18 protein-coding genes, 2 tRNA genes and 1 pseudogene are annotated in these 23,835 nt (G+C 62.9%); 4 read left to right on the forward strand and 17 right to left on the reverse strand.

The window, feature by feature from the left end:
• The first annotated feature begins 24 nt into the window (after nt 1–24).
• The 4 genes from CK625_RS06005 to CK625_RS06020 all read left to right on the forward strand — a co-directional run bounded on the left by CK625_RS06005 (nt 25) and on the right by CK625_RS06020 (nt 3,572).
• Nucleotides 25–945, forward strand: a complete 921-nt coding sequence (locus tag CK625_RS06005) for an AraC family transcriptional regulator (RefSeq protein WP_172425099.1) — start codon at nt 25–27, stop codon at nt 943–945.
• Nucleotides 946–1,718: 773 nt separating this feature from the next.
• Nucleotides 1,719–2,048, forward strand: a complete 330-nt coding sequence (locus CK625_RS06010) for a type II toxin-antitoxin system PrlF family antitoxin (RefSeq protein WP_095539378.1) — start codon at nt 1,719–1,721, stop codon at nt 2,046–2,048.
• Nucleotides 2,045–2,551, forward strand: coding sequence for a type II toxin-antitoxin system YhaV family toxin (locus tag CK625_RS06015; protein ID WP_095539379.1), 507 nt, complete (start codon nt 2,045–2,047; stop codon nt 2,549–2,551). The genes CK625_RS06010 and CK625_RS06015 overlap by 4 nt, the downstream gene beginning before the upstream one ends.
• A gap of 187 nt (nt 2,552–2,738) precedes the next feature.
• Nucleotides 2,739–3,572: an integrase core domain-containing protein gene (locus CK625_RS06020; RefSeq protein ID WP_095539380.1), complete on the forward strand. Its 834-nt coding sequence runs from the start codon at nt 2,739–2,741 to the stop codon at nt 3,570–3,572.
• A gap of 291 nt (nt 3,573–3,863) precedes the next feature.
• Here the strand turns inward: CK625_RS06020 and CK625_RS06025 are convergent, their stop codons facing one another.
• From CK625_RS06025 to tuf, 17 genes and pseudogenes are all read right to left on the reverse strand, one after another.
• Nucleotides 3,864–4,586 carry a DUF4262 domain-containing protein gene (locus tag CK625_RS06025; protein ID WP_095539381.1) on the reverse strand — a complete coding sequence of 241 codons (723 nt, stop codon included), beginning with the start codon at nt 4,584–4,586 and terminating at the stop codon, nt 3,864–3,866.
• On the reverse strand, nt 4,583–4,717 hold the full coding sequence (locus CK625_RS14275; RefSeq protein ID WP_095539382.1) for an HNH endonuclease signature motif containing protein: 135 nt from the start codon (nt 4,715–4,717) through the stop codon (nt 4,583–4,585). Before CK625_RS14275 ends, CK625_RS06025 begins: the two co-directional genes overlap by 4 nt.
• Nucleotides 4,696–5,565, reverse strand: a complete 870-nt coding sequence (locus tag CK625_RS06035) for an RHS repeat domain-containing protein (protein ID WP_095539383.1) — start codon at nt 5,563–5,565, stop codon at nt 4,696–4,698. The genes CK625_RS14275 and CK625_RS06035 overlap by 22 nt, the downstream gene beginning before the upstream one ends.
• 315 nt (nt 5,566–5,880) lie before the next feature.
• Nucleotides 5,881–5,956: transfer RNA gene (locus CK625_RS06040), tRNA-Phe, on the reverse strand.
• Between the two features lie 92 nt (nt 5,957–6,048).
• Entirely contained in the window at nt 6,049–6,756 is a 708-nt protein-coding gene (locus CK625_RS06045) for a response regulator (protein ID WP_095539384.1), read from the reverse strand.
• Between the two features lie 44 nt (nt 6,757–6,800).
• The gene (locus CK625_RS06050) at nt 6,801–9,083 is read right to left on the reverse strand and encodes a sensor histidine kinase (protein WP_095539385.1); all 2,283 of its coding nucleotides are present in this window, start codon (nt 9,081–9,083) and stop codon (nt 6,801–6,803) included.
• Between the two features lie 54 nt (nt 9,084–9,137).
• Nucleotides 9,138–10,535, reverse strand: a complete 1,398-nt coding sequence (rsmB, locus tag CK625_RS06055; RefSeq protein ID WP_095539386.1) for a 16S rRNA (cytosine(967)-C(5))-methyltransferase RsmB — start codon at nt 10,533–10,535, stop codon at nt 9,138–9,140.
• Nucleotides 10,536–10,730: 195 nt separating this feature from the next.
• Nucleotides 10,731–14,960: a DNA-directed RNA polymerase subunit beta' gene (gene rpoC / locus CK625_RS06060; RefSeq protein WP_095539387.1), complete on the reverse strand. Its 4,230-nt coding sequence runs from the start codon at nt 14,958–14,960 to the stop codon at nt 10,731–10,733.
• Nucleotides 14,961–14,981: 21 nt separating this feature from the next.
• Nucleotides 14,982–19,100, reverse strand: coding sequence for a DNA-directed RNA polymerase subunit beta (gene rpoB, locus CK625_RS06065; protein ID WP_095539388.1), 4,119 nt, complete (start codon nt 19,098–19,100; stop codon nt 14,982–14,984).
• Nucleotides 19,101–19,453: 353 nt separating this feature from the next.
• Nucleotides 19,454–19,831, reverse strand: a complete 378-nt coding sequence (gene rplL / locus CK625_RS06070; RefSeq protein WP_095539389.1) for a 50S ribosomal protein L7/L12 — start codon at nt 19,829–19,831, stop codon at nt 19,454–19,456.
• A gap of 112 nt (nt 19,832–19,943) precedes the next feature.
• Entirely contained in the window at nt 19,944–20,444 is a 501-nt protein-coding gene (gene rplJ, locus CK625_RS06075) for a 50S ribosomal protein L10 (protein WP_095539390.1), read from the reverse strand.
• A gap of 351 nt (nt 20,445–20,795) precedes the next feature.
• Nucleotides 20,796–21,491, reverse strand: a complete 696-nt coding sequence (gene rplA / locus CK625_RS06080; RefSeq protein ID WP_095539391.1) for a 50S ribosomal protein L1 — start codon at nt 21,489–21,491, stop codon at nt 20,796–20,798.
• Between the two features lies 1 nt (nt 21,492).
• A complete protein-coding gene (rplK, locus tag CK625_RS06085) occupies nt 21,493–21,924 on the reverse strand; it encodes a 50S ribosomal protein L11 (RefSeq protein ID WP_095539392.1) in 432 nt (143 codons plus the stop codon).
• Nucleotides 21,925–22,395: 471 nt separating this feature from the next.
• On the reverse strand, nt 22,396–22,980 hold the full coding sequence (nusG, locus tag CK625_RS06090; RefSeq protein ID WP_095539434.1) for a transcription termination/antitermination protein NusG: 585 nt from the start codon (nt 22,978–22,980) through the stop codon (nt 22,396–22,398).
• 8 nt (nt 22,981–22,988) lie between these two features.
• Nucleotides 22,989–23,375, reverse strand: a complete 387-nt coding sequence (secE, locus tag CK625_RS06095) for a preprotein translocase subunit SecE (protein WP_095539393.1) — start codon at nt 23,373–23,375, stop codon at nt 22,989–22,991.
• A gap of 116 nt (nt 23,376–23,491) precedes the next feature.
• Nucleotides 23,492–23,567: transfer RNA gene (locus CK625_RS06100), tRNA-Trp, on the reverse strand.
• A gap of 68 nt (nt 23,568–23,635) precedes the next feature.
• Nucleotides 23,636–23,835, reverse strand: a pseudogene (gene tuf / locus CK625_RS06105) (elongation factor Tu); the annotation flags it as partial.

Raw genomic sequence — 23,835 nt, forward strand, 5'->3', positions numbered from 1 at the left:
CGCTCCTTTGGAATGTGAATGAAAATGCGCATTCTTTTTACGAATGGTGAAAGCGGCTACCGCGCCGAGGGCAAGGCATGCGGCGCGCGCGTCAATCCCCAGGCCCAGACGTTTCCCATGACCAGTTTTCACTGCATCCAGGCCCACAGCGGCGGCCGCCAGGCGGGCGAGCTGAGCCTGCACACGCACGAGGAAGGGCTGCTGTTCATGCTCACCGGCGGGCTGATCCACGTCGAAACCGAGCGCCAAGCCTGGTGCGCCAGCCCCGGCCACCTGGGCTGGATCGCCCCCGGCGTGCCGCACCGCGCGCAGTGGCACGGCGTGGCGGGCGGCATCTTTTTGTACCTGCACCCGCGCCACTGCGCCCCCTTGCCCGCCGAAGGCGCTACCGTGCGGCTGACGCCGCTGGCCGAGGCGCTGATGCGCCGCCTGCTGGCGCTGCGCCGGGGTTGCGCGGCGGCGGATTGGGCCCCGGATTCCGCCTCAGATGCAACCCTTGAAGCCGTGCCCGGGCAGGATGCCACCGGCGGCGCGCGCATCGCCGCCCTCATCGAGCTGCTGCTGGGCGAGCTGCAAGACGGCCTGCCCGCCGCCTTGCCCGGCCTGCCGCTGCCGCGCTCGGCCGCCTTGCAGGCATTGGCGCAGGCCTTTCTGGCCGCGCCCGACAGCGCGGACGATCTGCCGCAATGGGCGCGACGCGCCCGGATGTCGGCCAGCACCTTGCAGCGCCGCTTCAAGGCCGAAACCGGCCTGAGCCCCAGCCACTGGCGCCAGCGCGCCCGCCTGATGCGCGCGCAGGAGCTGCTGGCCGGCGGCGCCAGCGTCACGGCGGCGGCCATGCACGTGGGCTACGGCAACGTCAGCGCCTTCATCGAAGCCTTCGCCCGCCACTTCGGCGCCACGCCCGGCCAGTACCTGCAAGCCGGCGCAGCAGCTGCCGAGTAACAAAGCGATGGTTCAGAGCGCAACAAGGGCTTGTGCGCAGCCAATGGAAGCGGCTGGCGCAGGTTTTGGGAGAACAGAGCGCAAAGAACGGGGAGAGAACGGCCTGGATGTGCGGCCCATGCGCATAGGCTCCGGCTCGCGCAAAACGGCCCGCAAGCCCGCGCTGTGTGCGAAGCGCGCAAAGAAAAACGCCCAGCCGGAACGGTTGGGCGTTTGTGTTTGGTGGTGTAGTTCCCTACAAGAGCAGGCCTTTCTGCCGCAAGGGCGCTGCCATCGTCGGCGCAGCTCTACGTTGATCGCGCATCCAAGGGCAAATGCGGCACTACCGCGCATTTGCTCGCTGCCGTAGGTACCACACGGTCGGTGGCTCAATCCCGGCCCGAGAGTCGAACAGGCGCGCCATCGCACCATGAAGGAACGGAAGTTGGCGCCGAAATGACGCATGCCATTCGCCACATGGCTAGAGCGTGTTTCCGTTTGATCGCCAAAATATTTCATTAAACGAATAAACGGAACACACTTCCACCCATGCTTGCCGACACCCACACCCGGCGCGTCCAATCCTTACTTTTAATCATTTGGCCATTTTGGCGGACATCAGCCGGAGTGGGTGGCCAGCCTGATTGCGGAGTTTCGATGCAGTTACTGGTAGCTATTTGCCCTTCGAAACAGCGGGCAGGATAGCAATACTCGGCAGGCAATGCACTTGCATTGACGAAGTAAGGCAACTGCATTACCATGCAAGGCGTCCACCTCTTTGACCGGAGAGCGCTATGCCCGCTACCCTGGAAGTCCAATCCACGTTGACCGACCGCTACCAGACCACGGTGCCGGAAACCGTGCGTCGTGCCCTCAAGCTCGGCAAGCGCGACAAGATCCAATACGCCATCCGCCCCAGCGGAGAGGTGGTGCTGACCCGCGCCGAGACGTCCGAGGGAGACGACCCGGTGCTCGGACAGTTTCTGGACTTCCTGGCCCAGGACATTGCCAACCATCCCGAGCGCCTGCAATTTGTGGAGGCCTGCCTCGTCCAGCATTTGCAGTCCCTGGTCGGCGGCGTCGAAGTCGATCTCGATGCTGTCCTGTCAGCAGACGATGAATGAGCACGGGCAAGCCCGCACCTTTGGTCGTTCATGGTTGGACGGTCTTTGCCCATCCGCTGTTCCTTGCACAGATTGAGGCGCTGGCACAACAGGTCGAGGTCTTGAAGCAAAAGGACCCGATCGGGTACGTGAGAAAGAACGCCAGCAAGCGATTGGCGGCCATCACGAAGCTGGCCTTCGATGTCGTCCCGCAAGATCCGGCCCGACCGGAGTATCGCCAAGGCAGCACCCTTGGCGACGATCACAAGCACTGGTTCCGCGCAAAGTTCTTCCAGCAGTGCCGGTTGTTCTTTCGCTATCACGCGCCTAGCAAGCTGATCGTGTTCGCGTGGGTCAACGACGAGGACACCAAGCGCTCCTACGAGAGCAGCGACGATGCCTATCGGGTGTTCCGCAAGATGCTGGAAAGCGGCCATCCTCCGGGTGACTGGAACCAGTTGCTGGCCCAGGCCCAGGCTGAGGGGCAGCGCTTGCAGCAGTTCGCCGCTGGCGTTACGCCATAAGGCTTGGTTTCTGCGGTGAGGGGGAAATATGCTGTTGATCAGGCACCAGATGTCCGAGCATTCCCCAGTTGTCCCCCGTATTTCTTGAAGCCCCGTGCTATTGCTTGGCCTGATCCTATTCATCCTGCTCGTGTATTTTTGGCTTGCCTAAATCCAACGACGCAGGAAGACATTCCGGTATCGCCGCGTGCCCCTCACCCCCGCTGACAGCGAAACGGCTGCGCAAAACCAGGTGCAAGTGCGCATCGGCCACCCCAAGCCCCAGTGGGTAGTGAAAGAGGTGTTGCGCATCAAAGCCCTGATGGGTAAGCAAGCCGGATGCCGTACGGTGGCGCAGACGTTCAATCGATTACACGCACCGCAAAGCGTGGGAAAAACCTACGTCAATGAGGTCATCCAGACGCATCAGTTGGAGTTGCTGAACCTCACACGCGATCTGCGCAGCCAAACACCCAAAGCATTGCCCACCCATGCCGTCTGGGCCATGGACGTGACCCATGTTGCCGCGTGGGGCAAACCGCAAGCATGCCTGGGCATTCTTGATCACGGCTCACGGCTGTGCGTTCGGCTCACCACGCTGATCAACAAACGCAGCTGGACGCTGCTGGGGCATCTGTGCCTGGCCATTGGCCAATATGGCAAGCCCCGAGCGGTGCGCACGGACAACGAAGCCATCTTCAACAGCTTCGTGTTCACCACATTCCTGAAACTGGTGGGTATTTGCAAGCAAACCACGCTTGTTTGTGCGCCCTGGTGCAATGGACGGATAGAGCGATTTTTCGGCACTATCAAGCCTTGGCTGCGGCAGCTGGTTCATCAAAGCGCAGCGGATGTGCAAAACGCTTTAATGGAAGCCGCCTGGTTTTACAACCACATGCGCCCGCACCAGAACCTCAAGGGCCTGACACCCAAGGAGGCCTGGGATGGGCTGGTACCAGAAGATCTCCATCAGGGTGCACGGGACACGCTGCTTGTGCAAACCCTGGATGGTGTGCTTTGTGGGTACTGGATCAGGCGTTAAAGCGTACGAGCTGCTTTACTGACTGTCCGCTGGGTTTGTGCATGGCGCAAGAGGGATCAACGCGCCTGTTTGGGCAGGAGCGAGCAAGAAACAGTGCGAAAAGAGAAGAAATCACACGTGCGGATGCTGTGATGGTGCGCTCAACTGCGAGTTTCAGCCCTGTTTTGTGAAAAAACGGGGTTGAAAGCAGGTGAAGAAGTGTCGGCGGACAGCGGACGGGACAGATAAACCCAAAGGTAAGCGTAGAAATGATGCCATAACCAAATCCAGAGCAACCGGCTGCCAAAAATATCAGCCCCATTTTTCCCAGCAATTTTTATCGTTTCTCAAGAACCCCTCCTCTATTTCCATTTCAAAAATATTTTCCAAAGAAAGATCTAGGCCAATTGCAACCCCTAGCGGTATTATTCTTATATTTTCTTTGGCGACATTTTCCGGATCTCTAGAAAAGCACTCCCATTGGTTTTCTTCCCAGCGTACAATTTGCAGCGCCTTTCCTGTTCGAAGGTATTCAATATCCGTGACAACAGTGCTGTCTTCTGGCGCGGAAAAAGGCCATTCATGAAACCACCACTTCCAGGGTAAATTTGAATTATTTTCAGGGAGGAGGCTCATGTCTGGGATGTCTAGAGTGAACTGATCCAATGGTGGAATTATTTGCTTGGCGCATAGGGTGAATTTATCTCGATCTTTATAGTAATCGACGGCCCCCAGCATTAATGATTCAGACCATTCTTGATGGACTTTTCTTAAAGAAAATCCTTTGAGTTCAAATTTATTTTCTGAGGGCCTTGAGTTTAACAAGAAGTCGGCGTAATTATCGACTATTTTCATGGCCTCTGTGTTATTGTAGAAATATCCACCTGCAAAAATTAACTCAAACCCCAGCTTATCACTTAATCCTATCGTGTAACAAAACCTTGGGGCTTGAGACTGTATTACGCAGTACTGATACCATCCATATTTTTCAATTTTTTTCCTTATGGCGTTAAGAATTTCTTTGCGATTGATCATTTGTGAAGTTTGATGTGACAAGGTTTGCAAACAACTGCATGATTTTCAGAGTTGGTGGGGCCGCCATCAGCATTTCGAAAAATATGATGTCCGTGTGCATCTTCCGGTTTTATATATTTTCCGCGCTGCATACATTTATTATCTTATCCCTCAAGCTTTTTGTTTCTCCTTTACTCCAAACTCTTTTTTTATCTCTTTGCGCTGGAGCAACCGGGCCTTTGCCTTTGGCCGGTTTAGGAATAGCCTTATTAAACTTATTCCCCAACCAATTAAGCGGATTGGCACAGCTCAGCGCACAATTTTGGGCATTGTCGGTTAGCGTATTGGGCCAACAATCGACTTCTCCGGTCAGCGCGTCCATGATGGATGAGCTGACCGTGCAACGAACCACACATCTGAAGTAGCTCCAGACGATGGGCGCTATCGGTACTTCTCCCGTGGGGTCAATGTAGCCCAGCGGGTCGCTATTGGCATATTCGTAGGTGTTCAGCCCCCAAAAGATGCCCAGTGGGTCTGACTGGATGTACCTTCCCCTTGCCGGACTGTAGTCCCTGAAGAAGTTCTGGTGAAGGCCTGTTTCCTTGTCCCAGTACTGCCCCGGGAACCTGAGGTTGATCTGGGTGCTGTTGCCCGCTTCGAGGCCTGTGTGGCCGAATGCCTGGCTGTAACCCCTCCAGGTCTTGTTGCCGCTCTTGTCGGTCGCCAGGATGGGCGTGCCCAGGTGGTCGGTGGTGATGTAGTGGTAGCGCGTTTGGCTGCTCGTGAGGCTGCCGTTGTGGATGTCCGCTTGCCAAACGGCATCGGTGCTCCACAGCTCTTCTTCGGCATCGAGCGCGTTCGGGTTGAATCCATACGCTTTGGTGATCTGCCCTGCTTCGTTGGCTTCGGCCAGCAGGGCGCTGTCGCTGTTGAGGTAGTAGATGGTTTGGCTGTTTGGCCCTTCGGTGACGGTCTTGGCAATTCTGCGCCCTGTTCCCATCAACGGCGGCAAGCCATTGCGCGCGCGGTGAAGGCAATGAGCGCCTCACGCCCTTCATGACACGCAGCAGCAAGCACGTGCTTATGCTCTGGAGCCCCCATTGAAACGAACATAGCCTATTGATGCAAAAGGATTTTTACGTGTGCCAATGCGCAGAGGTTGGGAGAGCTGCAGAGCAAAGAACGGGGAGAGCGAGTCAGATTCGTGGCCCATGCACATAGGCCCTGGCTCGCGCAGCAATGGCCCGCAAGCCCATGCGGTGTGCGAAGCGCGCAAAGAAAAACGCCCAACCGAGAACGATTGGGCGTTTGTGTTTGGTGGCTCGGGGCGGAATCGAACCACCGACACGCGGATTTTCAATCCGCTGCTCTACCAACTGAGCTACCGAGCCAAGCTTCAAATTCTATCACTGTTTTTTTGCAGCAGCGGCCAGGCAGCGATATTTTTGCTTGCCGCGCCCGATGCCCGATGGGCTGCTGCTCATCACGATACGCTGCTGTTGCGCCGCTTGCCCAGCTCCACGCCGAGCTGGCGCAGCTTGCGGTAGAGGTGGGTGCGCTCCAGGCCGGTTTTTTCCGCCACGCGCGTCATCGAGCCGCCTTCGCGCGCCAGGTGGAATTCGAAGTAGGCTTTTTCGAAGTGGTCCCGGGCTTCGCGCAGCGGGCGGTCCAGGTCGAAATCCTGGTGTTGCTCGGGCAGGGTTTTCTCGGGCGGGATGGCGCGGATGATGTGGGCATCGGGGGGCAGGGCCGCGGCGGCGGACAGGGCGGCATTGGCCTGGGCGAGCTTGTCCGTGCCGCTGGCGGCTGCGCCGGCCTGGCCGGGCGGGTTTTTCTCCAGCGCCTGGTTGACCGCCTTGAGCAGTTTTTGCAGGGTGATGGGTTTTTCCAGGAACGAGAACGCGCCGATGCGCGTGGCTTCGACGGCGGTGTCGATGGTGGCGTGGCCGCTCATCATGATGACGGGCATGTCGAGCTGCCCGGCCAAAGACCATTCCTTGAGCAGGCTGACGCCGTCCGTGTCGGGCATCCAGATGTCCAGCAGCACCAGGTCGTATTTGCTTTGGCCGCATGCGGTGCGGGCCTGGCCGGCGTTTTCGGCCAGGTCGACGTGATGGCCTTCGTCGTTGAGTATTTCGGAGAGCAGGTCCCTGATGCCCAGCTCGTCATCCACAACCAATATGTTTGCCATTTTCTTCGGTAACCGTTTGTTTTCGAGTTTTCGCTGCGAGTGTCTCACGCGGGATGCGCTTGCGTCGCTGGCTCGAACGACAGCGATATGCGCGCGCCCACGACCTCCCCCTGCTCGTTTTGCACATTGCCTAAATCAATCAGTGCGTGGTGCTCGTCGGCGATCTTCTTGACGACCGCCAGCCCCAGGCCCGTGCCCTTGGCCTTGGTGGTGACGTAGGGCTCAAAAACGCGCTGGAGCATGCTGTCCGGAAAGCCGGTGCCGTTGTCCTCCACACACAAGCGCACTCGCCGCGCCGCCTCACTCCAATGGGTACTTACCATGATTTGTGCCGGCAATTCTGCACGATTCTCTTGCGCTTGCAGGCTTGCATCCTGCGCATTCTGTAAGAGATTGTGGATGACTTGGCGCAGTTGCATCGCATCGCCCAGGATGGGCGGGCAGCCCGGCTCGAGCTGGGCCACGATGCCGAAGCTGGCGTTTTCCGTGCCGTAGAGCTGCAGCACGTCCTGCACCAGCGCATTGAGGTCCAGCACTTCGAGGCGCGCCGTGGGCAGGCGCGCATAGTCGCGAAATTCGTTGACCAGGCGCTGCATGGCATCGACCTGGTCGACGATGGTTTGCACGGATTTGTGCAGGATGCCTTCTTCCTTTTCGGGCAGCTTGCCCGTCAGGCGCATTTGCAGGCGCTCGGCCGAGAGCTGGATGGGGGTGAGCGGGTTCTTGATCTCGTGGGCCAGGCGGCGCGCCACTTCGCCCCAGGCTTCGGCGCGCTGGGCCGAGACCACGTCGGAGATGTCGTCGATCACCACCAGCCGGTTGCCATCGGGCAGCAGTGCGCCACGGGCCACGATGCTGAGCGCGAATTCCTTGGCCGCCGCGGGCGCCGCGCCCTGCGGCGGCGCGTACAGCTCGTAGGTGTGCTGCCAGTGGCCCACATCGCGCTCACCGGCCAGAAAGCTGTCAAAGCGCTGGCGCACGGCCTGGGCGAATTCGTGCAGATCGGGCACCTCGGCCAGCTCGCGCCCGGCATAGGCGGCCAGTGGCGCGCGCAGCACGCGGGTCGCCCCCGGGTTGGCCGAGACGATGCGGCCTTGCGCATCGAGCACCAGCACGCCGGCCGTCAGGTTGTCCAGGATGGTTTGCAGCTGCTCGCGCGAGGCGTCAAGCGCGGCCAGGCTTTTTTGCTCGGAGGCGCGCGCCGTGGCCAGCTGGTGGGTCATCAGCGCAAAGGCGCGCGTGAGGCCGCCGAGCTCGTCGTTGCGCGGCAGGGCCACTTTGGGGTTGAGGTTGCCCGCGGCCACTTCCTTGACGCCATCGGCCAGGATGAGCACGGGCCGCAGGATTTGGTTGCCCAGCAGCACGGCCAGCACGATGGCGCCAAACACGGCCAGAAACAGGCTCAGCGTGAGCGTGCCGATGTACATGCGCCGCAGCCCGTGGCGGCCCTGCGCGCGCTGCTGGTATTCGTCATTGGCCTGGCGCACGGCAAAGGCATCGGCCACCAGCGCCTGGGGCACCGGCACGGTGATTTGCAGAAAGCGCACGTCGTCCGTGCCCAGCTGCAGCGTGCCGCCAATACCGCGCACCAGCACCAGGGTCTGCACCTGCACCGGCGCCTGGCCGTCGCTCTGGGCCTGCTCCAGGCCTTCGAGCGCGGCCCATTCGCGCTGCTCGCGCGCCAGGCGAAAGGCCTGGGCCGAAGGCCGATGCGGCAGCGCCGAGCCGGGCGCGCCGGTGCTGACGTCCACCTCGCCATTGGCGCGCCAGAGCACCACGTCGTCGGCATCGAATTGCTCGCGGATCTGCTCCAGCGCAATGGCCAGCGAGGCCGGGCGCACCTGTTCGAGCTGGTTGGCCGAGTAGCGCGCGCGCGCCGTAGTGTTGACGACCCAGGCATCCAAGGTGGTGCTGGCCATGCCCGCGCCGGCGCTCAGCGCGCTTTCCACGCGCACGTCGAACCAGTTCTCGATGGAGCGCGAGACGAACTGGTAGGAAATCACATACACCAGCACGCCAGGCAAGATGCCCACCACGCAAAACAGCGCCGCCAGCTTGATGAGCAGGCGGCTGCCGAACTTGTTTTGCTGCAAGCGCCGGTACAGGCGCCAGCCGCCCCAGGCCAGGATGAGCAGCAGCAAGGCCGCCACCACGCCATTGAAGCCCAGCAGCCAGGGGTAGTACTGCTCGTAGAGGCCGTGGCTGTCGGTGGCCAGGGCCAGCACGAACAGCAAGACCAGGGCAATGGCCATGATCACGGCCAGGATCACGCCCAGCGTCCAGCGCAGGCGGCGGCTTTTCTTGGCCGAGGAAGTGGATGCTGTCATTGTTCGTGACTCCCGCTGCGGCGCGCGGCCAGGCTGCGCGCCGCCATGCATGCCTTACTGCGCGGCGCGCTTGTGCAGCAGCGCATAGAAAAAGCCATCGTGGCTGCCCAGCGCGTCCGGCCCCGGGTCTGGCGCCTGCCCCGGCTCCTTCGGCGCAGTCGGCAGCAGTTGCAGCATGGGGGCCAGTAACTCGGCATCGGCCTGCGCGCGCATGAAGCGCTCGATCTGCCCCTGGCCCTCGCAATGGAACACCGAGCAGGTGCAGTACAGCAGCCGCCCGCCGGGGCGCAGCAAGGGCCAGAGGCGCTGCAGCAGCAGGGCCTGGCGCTGCGCCAGCTCGGTCAAGTCCTCGGCGCGGCGCAGCCAGCGGATGTCGGCATGCCGGCGCACGATGCCCGAGGCCGAGCACGGCGCATCCAGCAGCAGCAAATCCAGCTGGCGATCGCCCAGCAGCGATTGGCGCCAGCGCTGCGGCGCGCTGGCGTCGGCCACCACCACCTGCGCCTGCGGCAATTGCAGGCGCTGCAGGTTGTCCGTGATGCGCTGGCAGCGCGCCGCATCCACATCCATGGCCAGCAGCTGCATGGGCATGCCGTGCACCGCCGCCCACTCCAGCAGATGCGCCGTCTTGCCGCCTGGCGCGGCACAGGCATCGAGCACCAGCCAGGGCGCTGCCGCGCTGGCAGGCGGCGCAAACCCTTCCAGCAACATGGGCGCGGCGCGCTGCGCGGCCGCATCCTGCACCGAGAACCAGCCCTGGGCAAAGCCCGGCAGCTGGCGCACATCCACGGCCTGCTCCAACTCCAGCCCGGCCTGCGCCACCGCTCGGGCCTGGATGCCGGCCTGCTGCAGCCGCTGGGCATAGTCCTGGCGAGACAACAGGCTTTCGTTGACGCGCAGCGTCAGGGGCGCGCGCTGCTGATTGGCCTGCAGCACGGCCCGCCAATGCGCCGGGTGGTCCTGGCGCAGCTGGCGCACCCACCAGGCCGGGTGATTCCAGCGGGCTTGCTCATCGCCTTGCAGCGCGGCCTCCAGCTGTGCGCGCTCGCGCAGAAAGCGCCGCAGACAGGCATTGACGAAGCCGGCCTGCGCCGCCAGGGCACGCTGGCCGCGCATGGCCTGCACCGTTTGGTTGACCACCGTATGCGGGGCATAGGCCGCCTCCTGCGGGGCCAGCAGCAAGGCCAGCGCCACCCCCAACCGGGCCTGCACCGCGCGGCTGGGGGCACGCCGCGCCAGCCGCGCGATCAGCCCCTGCGCCCGCCCCCAGTGCCGCAGCGCGGTGTAGAGCAGCGCCTGCGCGCCAGGCCGGCTGGCCGTGGCAGGCCAGCCGGCCACCACCTCACGCGCCGACTGGCCCTGCACAACCTGCATCAGCCCCTGGGCCGCAAGATCGATTTGTTCCGCCAGCGGCGGCTCACAACGTGGGGGGGGCGAGGCAACAGTCAGCATGGCCGCATCATAAAAGCACCGGCGCGGCCGCCGGCTGGCATCGCCCCCGCATGCAGCTGCTTGGCATGGGCATGGCCACAGACGCGACAACGCCCGCTGTTTGCGGGCGTTGTCGTGGATTGCGCGCAAATGCGAGCTCAAGGAGCCGCTATGCCGCGCCTTCAAAGCCCCGCAGGGGAGCTTGGGGGCTTTGCGTCAGGACTCGTCGGGGCTGCTGCCGCCTTCTTCGCCAGCAGCTGGCTCGTCGGCGCTGCTTTGCTCAGCGGCGGCTTCCTGCTCGGCGATGGCGCGGCGCTCGGCCTCGTCCATGGCGTCCTTGGCCTTGCGCGCCTGGTGGTAGGCCAGGCCGGTGCCGGCGGGGATCAGGCGGCCGACGATGACGTTTTCCTTCAGGCCGCGCAGCTCGTCGCGCTTGCCCATGATGGCCGCCTCGGTCAGCACGCGCGTGGTCTCCTGGAAGGACGCGGCGGAGATGAACGAGTCGGTGGACAGCGAGGCCTTGGTGATGCCCAGCAGCAAGTTGGTGTAGGTCGCAGGGATCTTGCCTTCCTTTTGCAGCGCCTCATTGGTGTTGAGGATTTCGCTGCGCTCGACCTGCTCGCCCTGGATGTAGTTGGACTCGCCCGGGTTCTCGACCACCACGCGGCGCAGCATCTGGCGCACGATGACCTCGATGTGCTTGTCGTTGATGGGCACGCCCTGCAGGCGGTAGACGTCCTGCACCTCGTCGACGATGTAGCGCGAGAGCTCCTCGATGCCCAGCAGGCGCAGGATGTCCTGCGGGTCGGCCGGGCCGTCGACGACCAGCTCGCCCTTGTTGACCACCTGGCCTTCGTGCACCAGCACGTTCTTTTCCTTGGGGATCAGCTCTTCCCAGACGCCGCCTTCGGGGTCGGTGATCTGCAGGCGGATCTTGCCCTTGGTCTCTTTGCCAAAGGACACCGTGCCGGTGATTTCCGCCAGCGTGCCCTTGTCCTTGGGCGTGCGCGCCTCGAACAGCTCGGCCACGCGCGGCAGACCGCCGGTAATGTCGCGGGTCTTCTGGCCTTCGATGGGGATGCGCGCCAGCACCTCGCCGGGGCCGACTTCCTGGCCATCGCGCACCTGGATCAGCGCGCCAACCTGGAAGCCGATGGCCACGGAGTGGTCGGTGCCGGGGATCTTGACCTCATTGCCCTGGGCGTCGAGCAGCTTGACCTGCGGACGCACGACCTTGCTGGAGCCACGGCGCTTGGGGTCAATGACCACCAGCGTGGACAGGCCGGTCACGTCGTCGACCTGCTTGGCCACGGTCAGGCCTTCCTCGACGCCATCGAATTTCACCTGGCCGGCGAACTCGGTGATGATCGGGCGCGTCAGCGGATCCCAGTTGGCCAGGATGGTGCCGGCCTTGACCTGCTGATCGGGCTTGACGGTCAGCGTCGCGCCATAGGGCACCTTGTGGCGCTCGCGCTCGCGGCCGTGCTCGTCGTGGATGACGATCTCGCCCGAGCGTGCAATCACCACCAGGTCGCCCTTGGTGTTGGTGACGTAGCGCATGGTGGCGTTGAAGCCGATGATGCCGTTGGACTTGGCTTCCACGCTGGAGGCAATGGCCGCGCGGTTGACCGCGCCACCGATGTGGAAGGTGCGCATGGTCAGCTGCGTGCCCGGCTCGCCGATGGACTGCGCGGCAATCACGCCCACGGCCTCGCCCAGGTTGATCAGGCCGCCACGGCCCAGGTCGCGGCCATAGCACTTGGCGCACAGGCCGTAGCGCGTGTCGCAGGTCAGCGAGGTGCGCACCTTGACTTCGTCCACGCCGGCGGCTTCCAGGTCGTCGAGCTGGTCTTCCTCCAGCAGCGTGCCGGCGGCCACCAGCACCTGGCGCGTCTCGGGGTGCAGCACGTCCTCGGCCGCAGTACGGCCCAGAATGCGGTCGCGCAGCGACTCGATGACTTCACCGCCCTCAACCACGGCGCGCATGTAGGTGCCGTTGGTGGTGCCGCAATCTTCCTCGGTGATGACCAAGTCCTGCGTCACGTCCACCAGACGGCGCGTGAGGTAACCGGAGTTGGCGGTCTTGAGCGCCGTGTCGGCCAGACCTTTACGCGCACCGTGCGTGGAGATGAAGTACTGCAGCACGTTCAGCCCTTCGCGGAAGTTCGCGGTAATGGGCGTCTCGATGATGGAGCCGTCGGGCTTGGCCATCAGACCGCGCATGCCGGCCAGCTGGCGGATCTGCGCGGCCGAGCCACGCGCGCCGGAGTCGGCCATCATGTAGATGGCGTTGAAGGATTCCTGCTCCACCTCTTTGCCGTGGCGGTCGATGGTCTTTTCCTTGGCCAGCTGTTGCATCATGACCTTGGAGACTTCGTCACCGGCCTTGCCCCAGATGTCCACCACCTTGTTGTAGCGCTCGCCAGCAGTGACCAAACCGGAGGTGTACTGCTGCTCGATCTCCTTGACCTCGGCTTCGGCGCGGCTGACGATGCTGTGCTTTTGCGGCGGCACCAGCATGTCCTCGATGGCGATCGAAATGCCCGCGCGCGTGGCCAGCCGGAAGCCGTTTTGCAGCAGCTTGTCGGCAAACACCACGGTGTCCTTCAAACCGCACTTGCGGAACGCCGCGTTGATGAGCTTGGAGATTTCCTTTTTCTTCAGCGCCTTGTTGATGACTTCGAACGGCAGGCCCTTGGGCAAGATTTCCGACAGCAGGGCGCGGCCCACGGTGGTATCGCGCACCTTGGTGTTGGCTTCGAGCTCGCCCGTGGTCTTGTTTTTGACCCATTCGGTCAGGCGCACGCCCACCTTGGCGTTGAGCTCGACCACGCCCGCATCCAGCGCACGCTGCACTTCGCCGATATCGGCAAACACCATGCCTTCGCCCTTGCCGTTGATTTTTTCACGGGTGGCGAAGTACAGGCCCAGCACCACGTCCTGCGAGGGCACGATGGAGGGCTCGCCCGAGGCTGGGAACAGCACATTGTTGGATGCGAGCATGAGCACGCGCGCTTCCATCTGCGCTTCCACCGACAGCGGCACGTGCACAGCCATCTGGTCGCCGTCGAAGTCGGCGTTGAAGGCCGCGCACACCAGCGGGTGCAGCTGGATGGCCTTGCCTTCGATCAGGATGGGCTCGAAGGCCTGGATGCCCAGGCGGTGCAGCGTGGGCGCGCGGTTGAGCAGCACCGGGTGCTCGCGGATGACTTCTTCCAGAATGTCCCACACCACGGGCGAGCCGCTTTCCACTTCCTTCTTGGCGGCCTTGATGGTGGTGGCGATGCCGCGCTGCTCCAGCTGGGCAAAGATGAAGGGCTTGAACAGCTCGAGCGCCATCAGCTTGGGCAGGCCGCACTGATGCAGCTTGAGCGTAGGGCCCACGGTAATCACCGAGCGGCCGGAGTAGTCCACGCGCTTGCCCAACAGGTTCTGACGGAAGCGACCGCCCTTGCCCTTGATCATGTCGGCCAGGGACTTGAGCGCGCGCTTGTTGGCGCCCGTCATGGCCTTGCCACGGCGGCCATTGTCCAGCAGCGAATCGACCGATTCCTGCAGCATGCGCTTTTCGTTGCGCGCAATGATCTCCGGCGCCTTGAGCTCCAGCAGGCGGCGCAGGCGGTTGTTGCGGTTGATGACGCGGCGATACAGGTCGTTCAGATCGGAGGTGGCAAAGCGCCCGCCATCGAGCGGCACCAGCGGGCGCAGATCGGGCGGCAGCACCGGCAGCACTTCCATCACCATCCAGCCGGGCTTGATGCCGGACTTGCGGAACGACTCCAGCACCTTCAGGCGCTTGGAGTTTTTCTTGACCTTGGCCTCGGAGCCAGTCATGTCGCCGCGCAGGCGCTCAATCTCGGCCTCGATGTCGATGCCATCGAGCAGCTCCTTGATGCCTTCGGCGCCCATGCGGGCCTCGAACTCATCGCCGTACTCCTCGCGCTTGGCGTCGTATTCGTCCTCGCTCATGATGCTGAACTTCTTCAGCGGCGTCATGCCCGGCTCGGTCACGACATAGGCCTCGAAGTACAGCACGCGCTCGATGTCGCGCAGCGTCATGTCCAGCACCAGGCCCAGGCGGCTGGGCAGGGACTTGAGGAACCAGATGTGCGCGCAGGGCGCGGCCAGGTCGATGTGGCCCATGCGCTCGCGGCGCACCTTGGTCTGGGTGACTTCCACGCCGCACTTCTCGCAGATCACGCCGCGGTGCTTGAGGCGCTTGTACTTGCCGCACAGGCACTCGTAGTCCTTGATCGGGCCAAAGATCTTGGCGCAGAACAGGCCGTCGCGCTCGGGCTTGAAGGTGCGGTAGTTGATGGTCTCGGGCTTTTTCACTTCGCCAAAGGACCAGGAGCGGATCTTCTCGGGCGAGGCCAGGCCCACCTTGATGGCGTCAAAGTGGTCGTCGGGCGTGAATTGCTTGAACAGGTCGAGTAAGGATTGCATGGTGTGAACTCCCTTGGCTCATCAGTTGCGTTCGAGCTCGATGTCGAGGCCCAGCGAACGGATTTCCTTGACCAGCACGTTGAAGGATTCGGGCATGCCCGCCTCGATGGCGTGCTCGCCCTTGACGATGGACTCATAGACCTTGGTGCGGCCGGTCACGTCGTCGGATTTGACGGTGAGCATCTCCTGCAGCACGTAGGAGGCGCCGTAGGCCTCCAGCGCCCAGACTTCCATCTCCCCGAAACGCTGACCGCCGAACTGCGCCTTGCCGCCCAGCGGCTGCTGTGTGACCAGCGAGTACGGGCCGGTGGAGCGCGCGTGCATCTTGTCGTCCACCAGGTGGTGCAGCTTCAGGAAGTGCATGTAGCCGATGGTGGTCGGGCGCTCGAAGCGCTCGCCGGTGCGGCCGTCGTACAGATAGGCCTGGGTGCGCGTGGCGGTCAGGCCCTTGGCCTTGGCCACATCGTCCGGGTAGGCCAGCTGCAGCATGTTCTGGATGTCCTGCTCGTCGGCGCCGTCGAACACCGGCGTGGCAAAGGGCACGCCGCTCTTGAGGTTGCGCGCCATCTCGATGATTTGCTCATCGCTGAAGGCGTCCAGGTCCTCCTGGCGGCCGGCCTGGTTGTAGACCTTGGCCAGGAAGGCGCGGATCTCCTTGACCTGCTTGCCCTTTTCCACTTCCAGCAAGGCGGCGATGCGCTCGCCCAGGCCCTTGGCGGCCCAGCCCAGGTGCACTTCCAGCACCTGGCCCACGTTCATGCGCGAGGGCACGCCCAGCGGGTTGAGCACGATGTCGGCGGTGGTGCCGTCGGCCAGGTAGGGCATGTCCTCGATCGGCACGATCTTGGAGACCACGCCCTTGTTGCCGTGGCGGCCAGCCATCTTGTCGCCCGGCTGCAGGCGGCGCTTGACGGCCAGATAGACCTTGACCATCTTGAGCACGCCCGGCGGCAGCTCATCGCCCTGCGTGAGCTTGCGGCGCTTTTCCTCGAACGAGAGGTCGAAGCTGTGGCGCGTGGCCTCGATGGCGTTCTTCATGCTCTCGAGCTGCGCGGCCACGGCCTCGTCGGCCGGGCGGATGTCGAACCAGTGGTACTTGTCCACCGAATCCAGATAGGCCGCCTCGATCTTGCTGCCCTTGGCCAGCTTTTGCGGGCCGCCGTTGGCGACCTTGCCCAGCAGCAGCTTGCGCACGCGGTCGAAGGCGTCGGCCTCGACGATGCGCAGCTGGTCGTTCAGGTCCAGGCGGTAGCGCTTGAGCTCGTCCTCGATGATTTGCTGGGCGCGCTTGTCGCGCTCGATGCCTTCGCGGGTGAAGACCTGCACGTCGATCACCGTGCCCTGCGAGCCCTGATCCACGCGCAGCGAGGTGTCCTTCACGTCGGAGGCCTTCTCGCCGAAGATGGCGCGCAGCAGTTTTTCTTCCGGCGTGAGCGTGGTCTCGCCCTTGGGCGTGACCTTGCCCACCAGCACGTCGCCGGGCTGCACCTCGGCGCCCACGTAGATGATGCCCGAGTCGTCCAGGCGATTGAGCTGCTGCTCGGACAGGTTGGGGATGTCGCGCGTGATTTCCTCGGCGCCCAGCTTGGTGTCGCGCGCCATCACAACCAGCTCCTCGATGTGAATGGAGGTGTAGCGGTCGTCGGCCACGACGCGCTCGGACAGCATCACCGAGTCCTCGAAGTTGTAGCCGTTCCAGGGCATGAAGGCGATCAGCATGTTCTGCCCCAGGGCCAGCTCGCCCAGGTCGGTCGAGCCGCCATCGGCAATCACATCGCCCTTGGCCAGGCGGTCGCCCTTCTTGACGATGGGGCGCTGGTGGATGTTGGTGTTCTGGTTGCTGCGCTGGTACTTGATGAGGTTGTAGATGTCCACGCCCACTTCACCGGCGATGGCCTCGTCATCGTTGGCGCGGATCACGATGCGCGTGGCATCGACGTAATCGACCACGCCGCCGCGCTTGGCGGTGACCACGGTGCCCGAGTCCACGGCTGAGACGCGCTCGATGCCCGTGCCCACGAAAGGCTTTTCCGGGCGCAGCACCGGCACGGCCTGGCGCTGCATGTTGGCGCCCATCAGCGCGCGGTTGGCGTCGTCGTGCTCCAGGAAGGGCACGAGCGAGGCCGCCACCGAGACGATCTGCGCCGGCGAGACGTCCATGTACTGCACGCGGCTGGGGCTGACGAGGATGGATTCGCCCTTCTCGCGCGCCGACACCAGATCGCCGGTGAGGTTGCCGTCCTTGTCCAGCTCGGCGTTGGCCTGGGCGATGATGTAGTCGCCTTCCTTGATGGCCGAGAGGTAATCGATTTCATCGGTGACCTTGCCATCGACCACGCGGCGGTACGGCGTTTCGATGAAGCCGTACTCGTTCAGGCGCGCGTACAGCGCCAGCGAATTGATCAGGCCGATGTTCGGGCCTTCGGGCGTTTCGATCGGGCAGACGCGGCCGTAGTGCGTGACGTGCACGTCGCGCACCTCGAAGCCGGCGCGCTCGCGCGTCAGACCGCCCGGGCCCAGGGCCGAGACGCGGCGCTTGTGCGTGATCTCCGACAGCGGGTTGGTCTGGTCCATGAACTGCGACAGCTGCGAGGCGCCGAAGAACTCCTTGAGCGCGGCCGAGATTGGCTTGGAGTTGATCAAATCGTGCGGCATCAGCGGCTCTTGCTCGGCCTGGCCCAGGCGCTCCTTGACGGCTTTCTCGATGCGCGCCAGGCCGGTGCGGTACTGGTTTTCGGCCAGCTCGCCCACGCCGCGCACGCGACGGTTGCCCAGGTGATCAATGTCGTCGACCTCGCCAATGCCGTTGCGCAGATCGACCAGGATCTTCACCACCGAGAGGATGTCTTCGTTGGACAGCACCATGGCGCCGCTCGGGTCGGGGTTGCCGATCTTGGCATTGAACTTCATGCGGCCCACGCGCGAGAGGTCGTAGGTGTCCGGGTTGAAGAACAGGCGATGAAACAGCGCCTGCACGGCGTCCTCGGTGGGCGGCTCGCCAGGACGCATCATGCGGTAGATGGCCACGCGCGCCTGGTATTCGTCCGGGGTCTCGTCAGTGCGCAGCGTCTGCGAGATGAAGCTGCCGCGGTTGAGCTCGTTGGTGTAGATGCAGGGCAGTTGCTTGACGCCTGCGCTGCGCAGCTTCTTGAGCAGGGCCTCGGTCAGCTCCTCGTTGACCTTGGCGATGATCTCGCCGGTGTCCGGATCGACGATGTTCTTGGCCACGACGCGGCCCAGCAGGAAGTCCTCGGGCACGGAGATTTCCTTCAGCCCGGCCTGCTCCAGCTCGCGGATGTGGCGCGCCGTGATGCGCTTGTCCTTGGCGACGATCACATTGCCCTTGGCGTCCGTGATGTCAAAGCGCGCCTGCTCGCCCTTGAGGCGCTCGGGCACCAGCTCCATGCGCGCGCCGTTGTCCATCAGGCTGAAGTTGTCGTTGTCGAAGAAGTTCGCCAGGATGGCCTCGGGCGTCAGGCCGATGGCCTTGAGCAGAATCGTCACCGGCATCTTGCGGCGGCGGTCGACGCGGAAGTACAGCAGATCCTTGGGGTCGAACTCGAAGTCCAGCCAGGAGCCGCGGTAGGGAATCACGCGCGCCGAGAACAGCAGCTTGCCCGAGCTGTGGGTCTTACCCTTGTCGTGCTCGAAGAACACGCCCGGGCTGCGGTGCAGCTGGCTGACGATGACGCGCTCGGTGCCGTTGATGATGAACGAGCCCTTGTCGGTCATCAGCGGCACTTCGCCCATGTAGACCTCTTGCTCCTTCACTTCCTTGACGACCTTGTTCTGCGCCGTGGAGGAGTCGCGGTCGTAGATGATCAGCTGCAGGCGCGCGCGCACGGCCGAGGCAAAGGTCAGCCCGCGAGTCTGGCACTCGCGCACGTCGAAGGCCGGCTTGGCCAGGTTGTATTCGATGAACTTCATCTCGACAAAGCCGTTGTGCGAGACGATGGGGAACGCCGAGTTGAACGCTGCCTGCAGGCCTTCATCCAGGCGCTTCTTGGGCGGCACCTCCGCCTGCAGGAATGCCGTATAGGCATCCTTTTGCATCTGCAGCAAATAGGGAATGCTCAAAACGCTGTCGCGGCGCCCGAAGCTTTTGCGGATACGTTTGCGTTCAGTAAAGGAATAGGCCATGAGATCTCCGGTCTGAAGGGTTCAGGGGGATTCTTCGACGGTTGTACTTGCAAGCGCAGCTCCAGCGCGCAGGGCCCCGGTGCCGGGGGGGCGCAAAAGACGTGGCGCTCAAGTCTTGGCGGTTGGCCACTACCAACCATGGCTGACGGCGGTGCGTTGCACACCGCCCGACCAAGGTGCCTTGCTGTGTCGTGAATTCAGAAAGCACACCAAAGCATTCCGCGCGGAACGCTTTCGTCTGCACTCTGCAGCACGCGGGTTGGGTTGGGCAGGCTTGCAGGCCTGCCCAGCCCAAAACGACAAGAGCCAGGCGCTGCACTGGTGCGCGCCTGGCTGTCGTCGCCCTGAAGCGATTACTTCAGTTCGGCCTTGGCGCCGGCTTCTTCCAGCTTCTTCAGAGCGGCTTCTGCGTCGGCCTTGGGCATGCCTTCCTTGACGGTCTTGGGCGCGCCATCGACCAGGTCCTTGGCTTCCTTCAGGCCCAGACCCGTGATTTCGCGCACGGCCTTGATCACGGAGACCTTGTTGCTGCCAGCGTCCTTGAGCTCCAGGTTGAACTCGGTCTTCTCTTCTGCAGCAGCAGCGGCGCCACCGCCACCAGCGGCGGCAGGAGCAGCCATTGCAGCGGCGCTCACGCCAAACTTCTCTTCGATCGCCTTGACCAGGTCGTTCAGTTCCAGCACGGTCATGCTGTCCAGAGCCGTCAGGAATGCGTCTTTATCGAATGCCATTTTGAAATCCTCTTTGCAATTGATTCAGTTCATTGGGTTGCCAGCCTAGCGCCTGTGATGGTTGCGGCGCCCGATCGGAGCAAAACCGAGCGGCAAGGCCTGGCAGGGGTCATCAGGCGGCAGCTTCTTCGCCTTTTTTCTCGGCCAGTGCCGCCAGCACGCGCGCTGTGCGCGAGACGGGCGATTGCATCAGGCCCAGCAGCTGCGACAGCAGCACTTCCTTGGTGGGGATGCTTGCCAATTGCTTGACGGCATCGGCATCCAAAGGCTTGCCTTCATAGGCACCACCACGGATCACCAGCTTGTCATTGGTCTTGGCGAAATCGGCCACCACCTTGGCGGCGGCAACGGCGTCTTCCGAAAAACCATAGATCAGCGGCCCCGTGAGCTGGTCAGACACCACCTCAAACGCACTGCCGGCCACGGCGCGACGTGCCAGGGTGTTCTTCAACACGCTCAAGGTCACGTTCTGCTCGCGGGCCTTGATGCGCAGCTGTGTCAGATCAGCCACCGTGATGCCGCGGTACTCCGCCATCACCAGCGTCTGGGATTTGGCGGCGAGGTCAGCCACCTGTGCGACGACTGCCTCTTTTTGACTGCGATTCAGACTCAAGGTCCTCTCCTTTCAATGCAATGCTGCCCTGCCCGGCGCGCCAGGCATTGCGGCATTGCGCCCAGTTAAGCGACCAACTGCCAGAGAATATCGGTGTGTTTCTCCACAGTGGGCACCATCTACGCTGGCCCACCCTGCGGCCATGTGGCACGACAGGCGGCTTAAGCGGGGCCAGGCCCCACACCAGCGGTCTCGGATGACCTGCCAGCACTCTCGGCAACGAGAAGCGCCGGCAGCCCACCTGAACCAGCGCCTTCAAAGGCTGCAACGCCACTGAAGATGCTGGAATTTTCTTGCCCGGCCCAGCTCGCCATGTGCAAGCAAGCCCCCCGGGCAGATCTCGCCCAAGAATCAGGCGGAGATGGTTTGCGTATCGACGCGCACGCCGATGCCCATGGTCGAGGACACGGCCACCTTGCGCAGGTACACGCCCTTGGCGCCAGCGGGCTTGGCCTTGTTCAGCGCCTCGATCAGCGCCTGCAGGTTTTGCTGCAGCTTCTCGCTGTCGAACGAGCGGCGACCGATGGTGCCGTGGATGATGCCGGCCTTGTCCACACGGAACTGCACCTGACCTGCCTTGGCATTCTTCACGGCCGTGGCCACATCGGGCGTCACGGTGCCAACCTTGGGGTTGGGCATCAGGCCGCGCGGACCCAGGATCTGGCCCAGCGCACCGACAACGCGCATGGCATCCGGAGCGGCGATCACCACGTCATAGGGAATGTTGCCGGTCTTGAACTCGGCAGCCAGCTCGTCCATGCCCACCACGTCGGCACCAGCGGCCTTGGCCTCCTCGGCCTTGGCGCCCTGGGCAAACACGGCCACGCGCGCGGTCTTGCCAGTGCCATTGGGCAGCACCACGGCGCCACGCACCACCTGGTCGGATTTCTTGGCATCCACGCCCAGCTGCACGGCCACGTCGATGGATTCGTCAAACTTGGCGGTGGCCGCCTCCTTCACCAATGCAATGGCGTCAGCCCAGGGGTAGAGCTTGTTGGAGTCGACCTTGCCCTGCAGGGCCTTTTGTTTCTTGGTCAGCTTGACCATCTCACACCCCCTCCACAGTCACACCCATCGAGCGCGCAGAACCAGCGATGATGCGCACTGCCGCATCCAGATCGGCCGCGTTGAGGTCGGCCATCTTGGTCTTGGCAATCTCTTCGAGCTGTGCGCGGGTGATCTTGCCGACCTTTTGCTTGTTGGGGTTGGACGAGCCCTTGTCCAGCTTGATGGCCTTCTTGATCAAGGTCGTCGCAGGCGGCGTCTTGATGATGAAGGTAAAGCTCTTGTCCGCGTAAGCGGTAATCACCACCGGCAGCGGCAAGCCAGGCTCCATGCCCTGGGTTTGCGCATTGAACGCCTTGGTGAACTCCATGATGTTCAGACCACGCTGACCCAGCGCGGGGCCGATGGGAGGCGAAGGATTGGCCTTGCCCGCCGGCACTTGCAGCTTGATGAAGCCGACAATTTTCTTTGCCATGCAAAACTCCTGTTCGGGTCCAGCGCCTGCTGCGCCAGGCAATGCGCCTGACGCCATCGGCTCCCCGATTGATTGAAAAATCGCGCGCAAACTGCACTGCCAATGCAGCAAAATCTGCGGCGAACTGCGGATTATATGTGCAGCCGTAAAATTCTGCAAGCCGCCCATCCTGAATGGGGACAGGGCATGTCAACAAGCCCTTCAGCCCGGGGCCAGGCAGCCGCGCTGCTCCTCAACAGGTGCAGCGGCAGCAAAAAGCCCGGCATTGCCGGGCTTGTCTCACGAGAGCCTGTTCAAGCTCTGCGCTGTGCAATCTATCGGATTGGCCCGGTCTGCGGCCGTGGCAAAGCCTCGCCAAGGCCATCGCAGACCTGTGGGCTGCGCTTGCGCCTTGCGCAACCCATCCCCAACCGCTTATTGCCCACTCGCACCGAGCTTTTGAACAGGTTCTGAGGCATTCCGCCTGGGAAATCACGTCTTCTCGACCTGGGCGAATTCCAGCTCCACAGGAGTTGAGCGACCAAAGATCATCACCGAGACGCGCAGGCGGTTGCGCTCGTAGTTGACCTCTTCGACGCTGCCATTGAAGTCGGCAAACGGCCCCTCCTTGACGCGCACCAGCTCGCCGACCATGAACTCCACCTTGTGGCGCGGCTTCTCGCCATCGCCTTGCATGCGTTCAAGGATTTTCTGCACTTCGCGATCCGAGATCGGCGTGGGCTTGTTGCGCCCGCCACCGACGAAGCCGGTGACCTTGCTGGTCTGCTTGACCAAGTGCCAGCTCTCGTCGTCCATCACCATTTCGACGAAGACGTAGTTCGGATACAGCTTGTGCTCGGTCGTGCGGCGCTGGCCATTCTTGACCTCGACCACCTCTTCGGTGGGCACCAGGATGCGGCCAAACTTGTGCTCCATGCCCGCTCGCGCCACGCGTTCGCGGATGTTGCGCTCCACCGCCTTCTCCATGCCGGAGTAGGCCTGCACGATGTACCAGCGCTGGGCGCTGGCCTCCGGCGCCGCTGATGCCTGCGCCGGCTGCGGCGCGCTCTTGTCCATCTCGCTCATCAGTCCCTCCAGCCCAGCAGCAGATCAAAAATCACCCAGCCCACCGTCACATCGGTCAGCCAGAGGAAGGTGGCCATGATCACGGCAAAGGCAAACACATAGCCAGTCATCTGCATGGCCTCCTTGCGGGTCGGCCAGACCACTTTCTTCAGCTCGTTCCAGGAGTCCTTGACGTAGCCAACGAAGTCGCGCCCCGGGTTGGACCACAGGAACACCAGCGCCGCCAGCACAAAGGCCACCATCAGTGCCAACCACTGCACCCAGCCGCCTTGCGCCTCGAACATGTAAAAGGCCACGATGCCCCCCACCACCAGCAGGGCGCTGACAAGCAATTTGGCCACACTGGCGCCGGATCCGACGGTTTCCACCTGCGATGACACAGCCATCTCTCACTCCTTGGGCATCAACGGGCAAGCCCGAAAACGCCATAGACTCATACACGAAACCCGCCATCACAGGGCGGGTTCTTCAAATCAAGCACAGCGCAAACGATGTGGCCAGATGGCAGGGGCAGTAGGAATCGAACCTACAACCTTCGGTTTTGGAGACCGACGCTCTGCCAATTGAGCTATACCCCTAGACCTATTTCCGCTCTCCAGTCTGGCTGGAGAGCGAGAAATTCACCGTTTGCGGCAACGCCGCCTCATCAGGCAATGATCTTGGCCACCACGCCGGCGCCGACGGTGCGACCGCCTTCGCGGATCGCAAAGCGCAGGCCCTCTTCCATGGCGATCGGGGCGATCAGCTTGACGGTGATGCTGACGTTGTCGCCAGGCATGACCATTTCCTTGCCCTCGGGCAGTTCGATGGAGCCGGTCACGTCGGTGGTGCGGAAGTAGAACTGCG

Source organism: Vandammella animalimorsus, from assembly GCF_002285265.1.
Taxonomy (GTDB): domain Bacteria; phylum Pseudomonadota; class Gammaproteobacteria; order Burkholderiales; family Burkholderiaceae_C; genus Lampropedia.

Bases quoted from the DNA above. Each gene is read 5' to 3' on its own strand.
- CK625_RS06015 (WP_095539379.1), top strand. From the start codon at position 2,045: ATGAGCACGGGCAAGCCCGCACCTTTGGTCGTTCATGGTTGGACGGTC.
- rsmB (WP_095539386.1), bottom strand. From the start codon at position 10,535: ATGCTGACTGTTGCCTCGCCCCCCCCACGTTGTGAGCCGCCGCTGGCG.
- CK625_RS06005 (WP_172425099.1), top strand. From the start codon at position 25: ATGCGCATTCTTTTTACGAATGGTGAAAGCGGCTACCGCGCCGAGGGC.
- rplL (WP_095539389.1), bottom strand. From the start codon at position 19,831: ATGGCATTCGATAAAGACGCATTCCTGACGGCTCTGGACAGCATGACC.
- rplK (WP_095539392.1), bottom strand. From the start codon at position 21,924: ATGGCAAAGAAAATTGTCGGCTTCATCAAGCTGCAAGTGCCGGCGGGC.
- rplA (WP_095539391.1), bottom strand. From the start codon at position 21,491: ATGGTCAAGCTGACCAAGAAACAAAAGGCCCTGCAGGGCAAGGTCGAC.
- CK625_RS06035 (WP_095539383.1), bottom strand. From the start codon at position 5,565: ATGGGAACAGGGCGCAGAATTGCCAAGACCGTCACCGAAGGGCCAAAC.
- CK625_RS06050 (WP_095539385.1), bottom strand. From the start codon at position 9,083: ATGACAGCATCCACTTCCTCGGCCAAGAAAAGCCGCCGCCTGCGCTGG.
- secE (WP_095539393.1), bottom strand. From the start codon at position 23,375: ATGGCTGTGTCATCGCAGGTGGAAACCGTCGGATCCGGCGCCAGTGTG.
- rpoC (WP_095539387.1), bottom strand. From the start codon at position 14,960: ATGCAATCCTTACTCGACCTGTTCAAGCAATTCACGCCCGACGACCAC.
- rpoB (WP_095539388.1), bottom strand. From the start codon at position 19,100: ATGGCCTATTCCTTTACTGAACGCAAACGTATCCGCAAAAGCTTCGGG.
- CK625_RS06010 (WP_095539378.1), top strand. From the start codon at position 1,719: ATGCCCGCTACCCTGGAAGTCCAATCCACGTTGACCGACCGCTACCAG.
- nusG (WP_095539434.1), bottom strand. From the start codon at position 22,980: ATGGACAAGAGCGCGCCGCAGCCGGCGCAGGCATCAGCGGCGCCGGAG.
- CK625_RS06045 (WP_095539384.1), bottom strand. From the start codon at position 6,756: ATGGCAAACATATTGGTTGTGGATGACGAGCTGGGCATCAGGGACCTG.
- CK625_RS06025 (WP_095539381.1), bottom strand. From the start codon at position 4,586: ATGATCAATCGCAAAGAAATTCTTAACGCCATAAGGAAAAAAATTGAA.
- CK625_RS14275 (WP_095539382.1), bottom strand. From the start codon at position 4,717: ATGCAGCGCGGAAAATATATAAAACCGGAAGATGCACACGGACATCAT.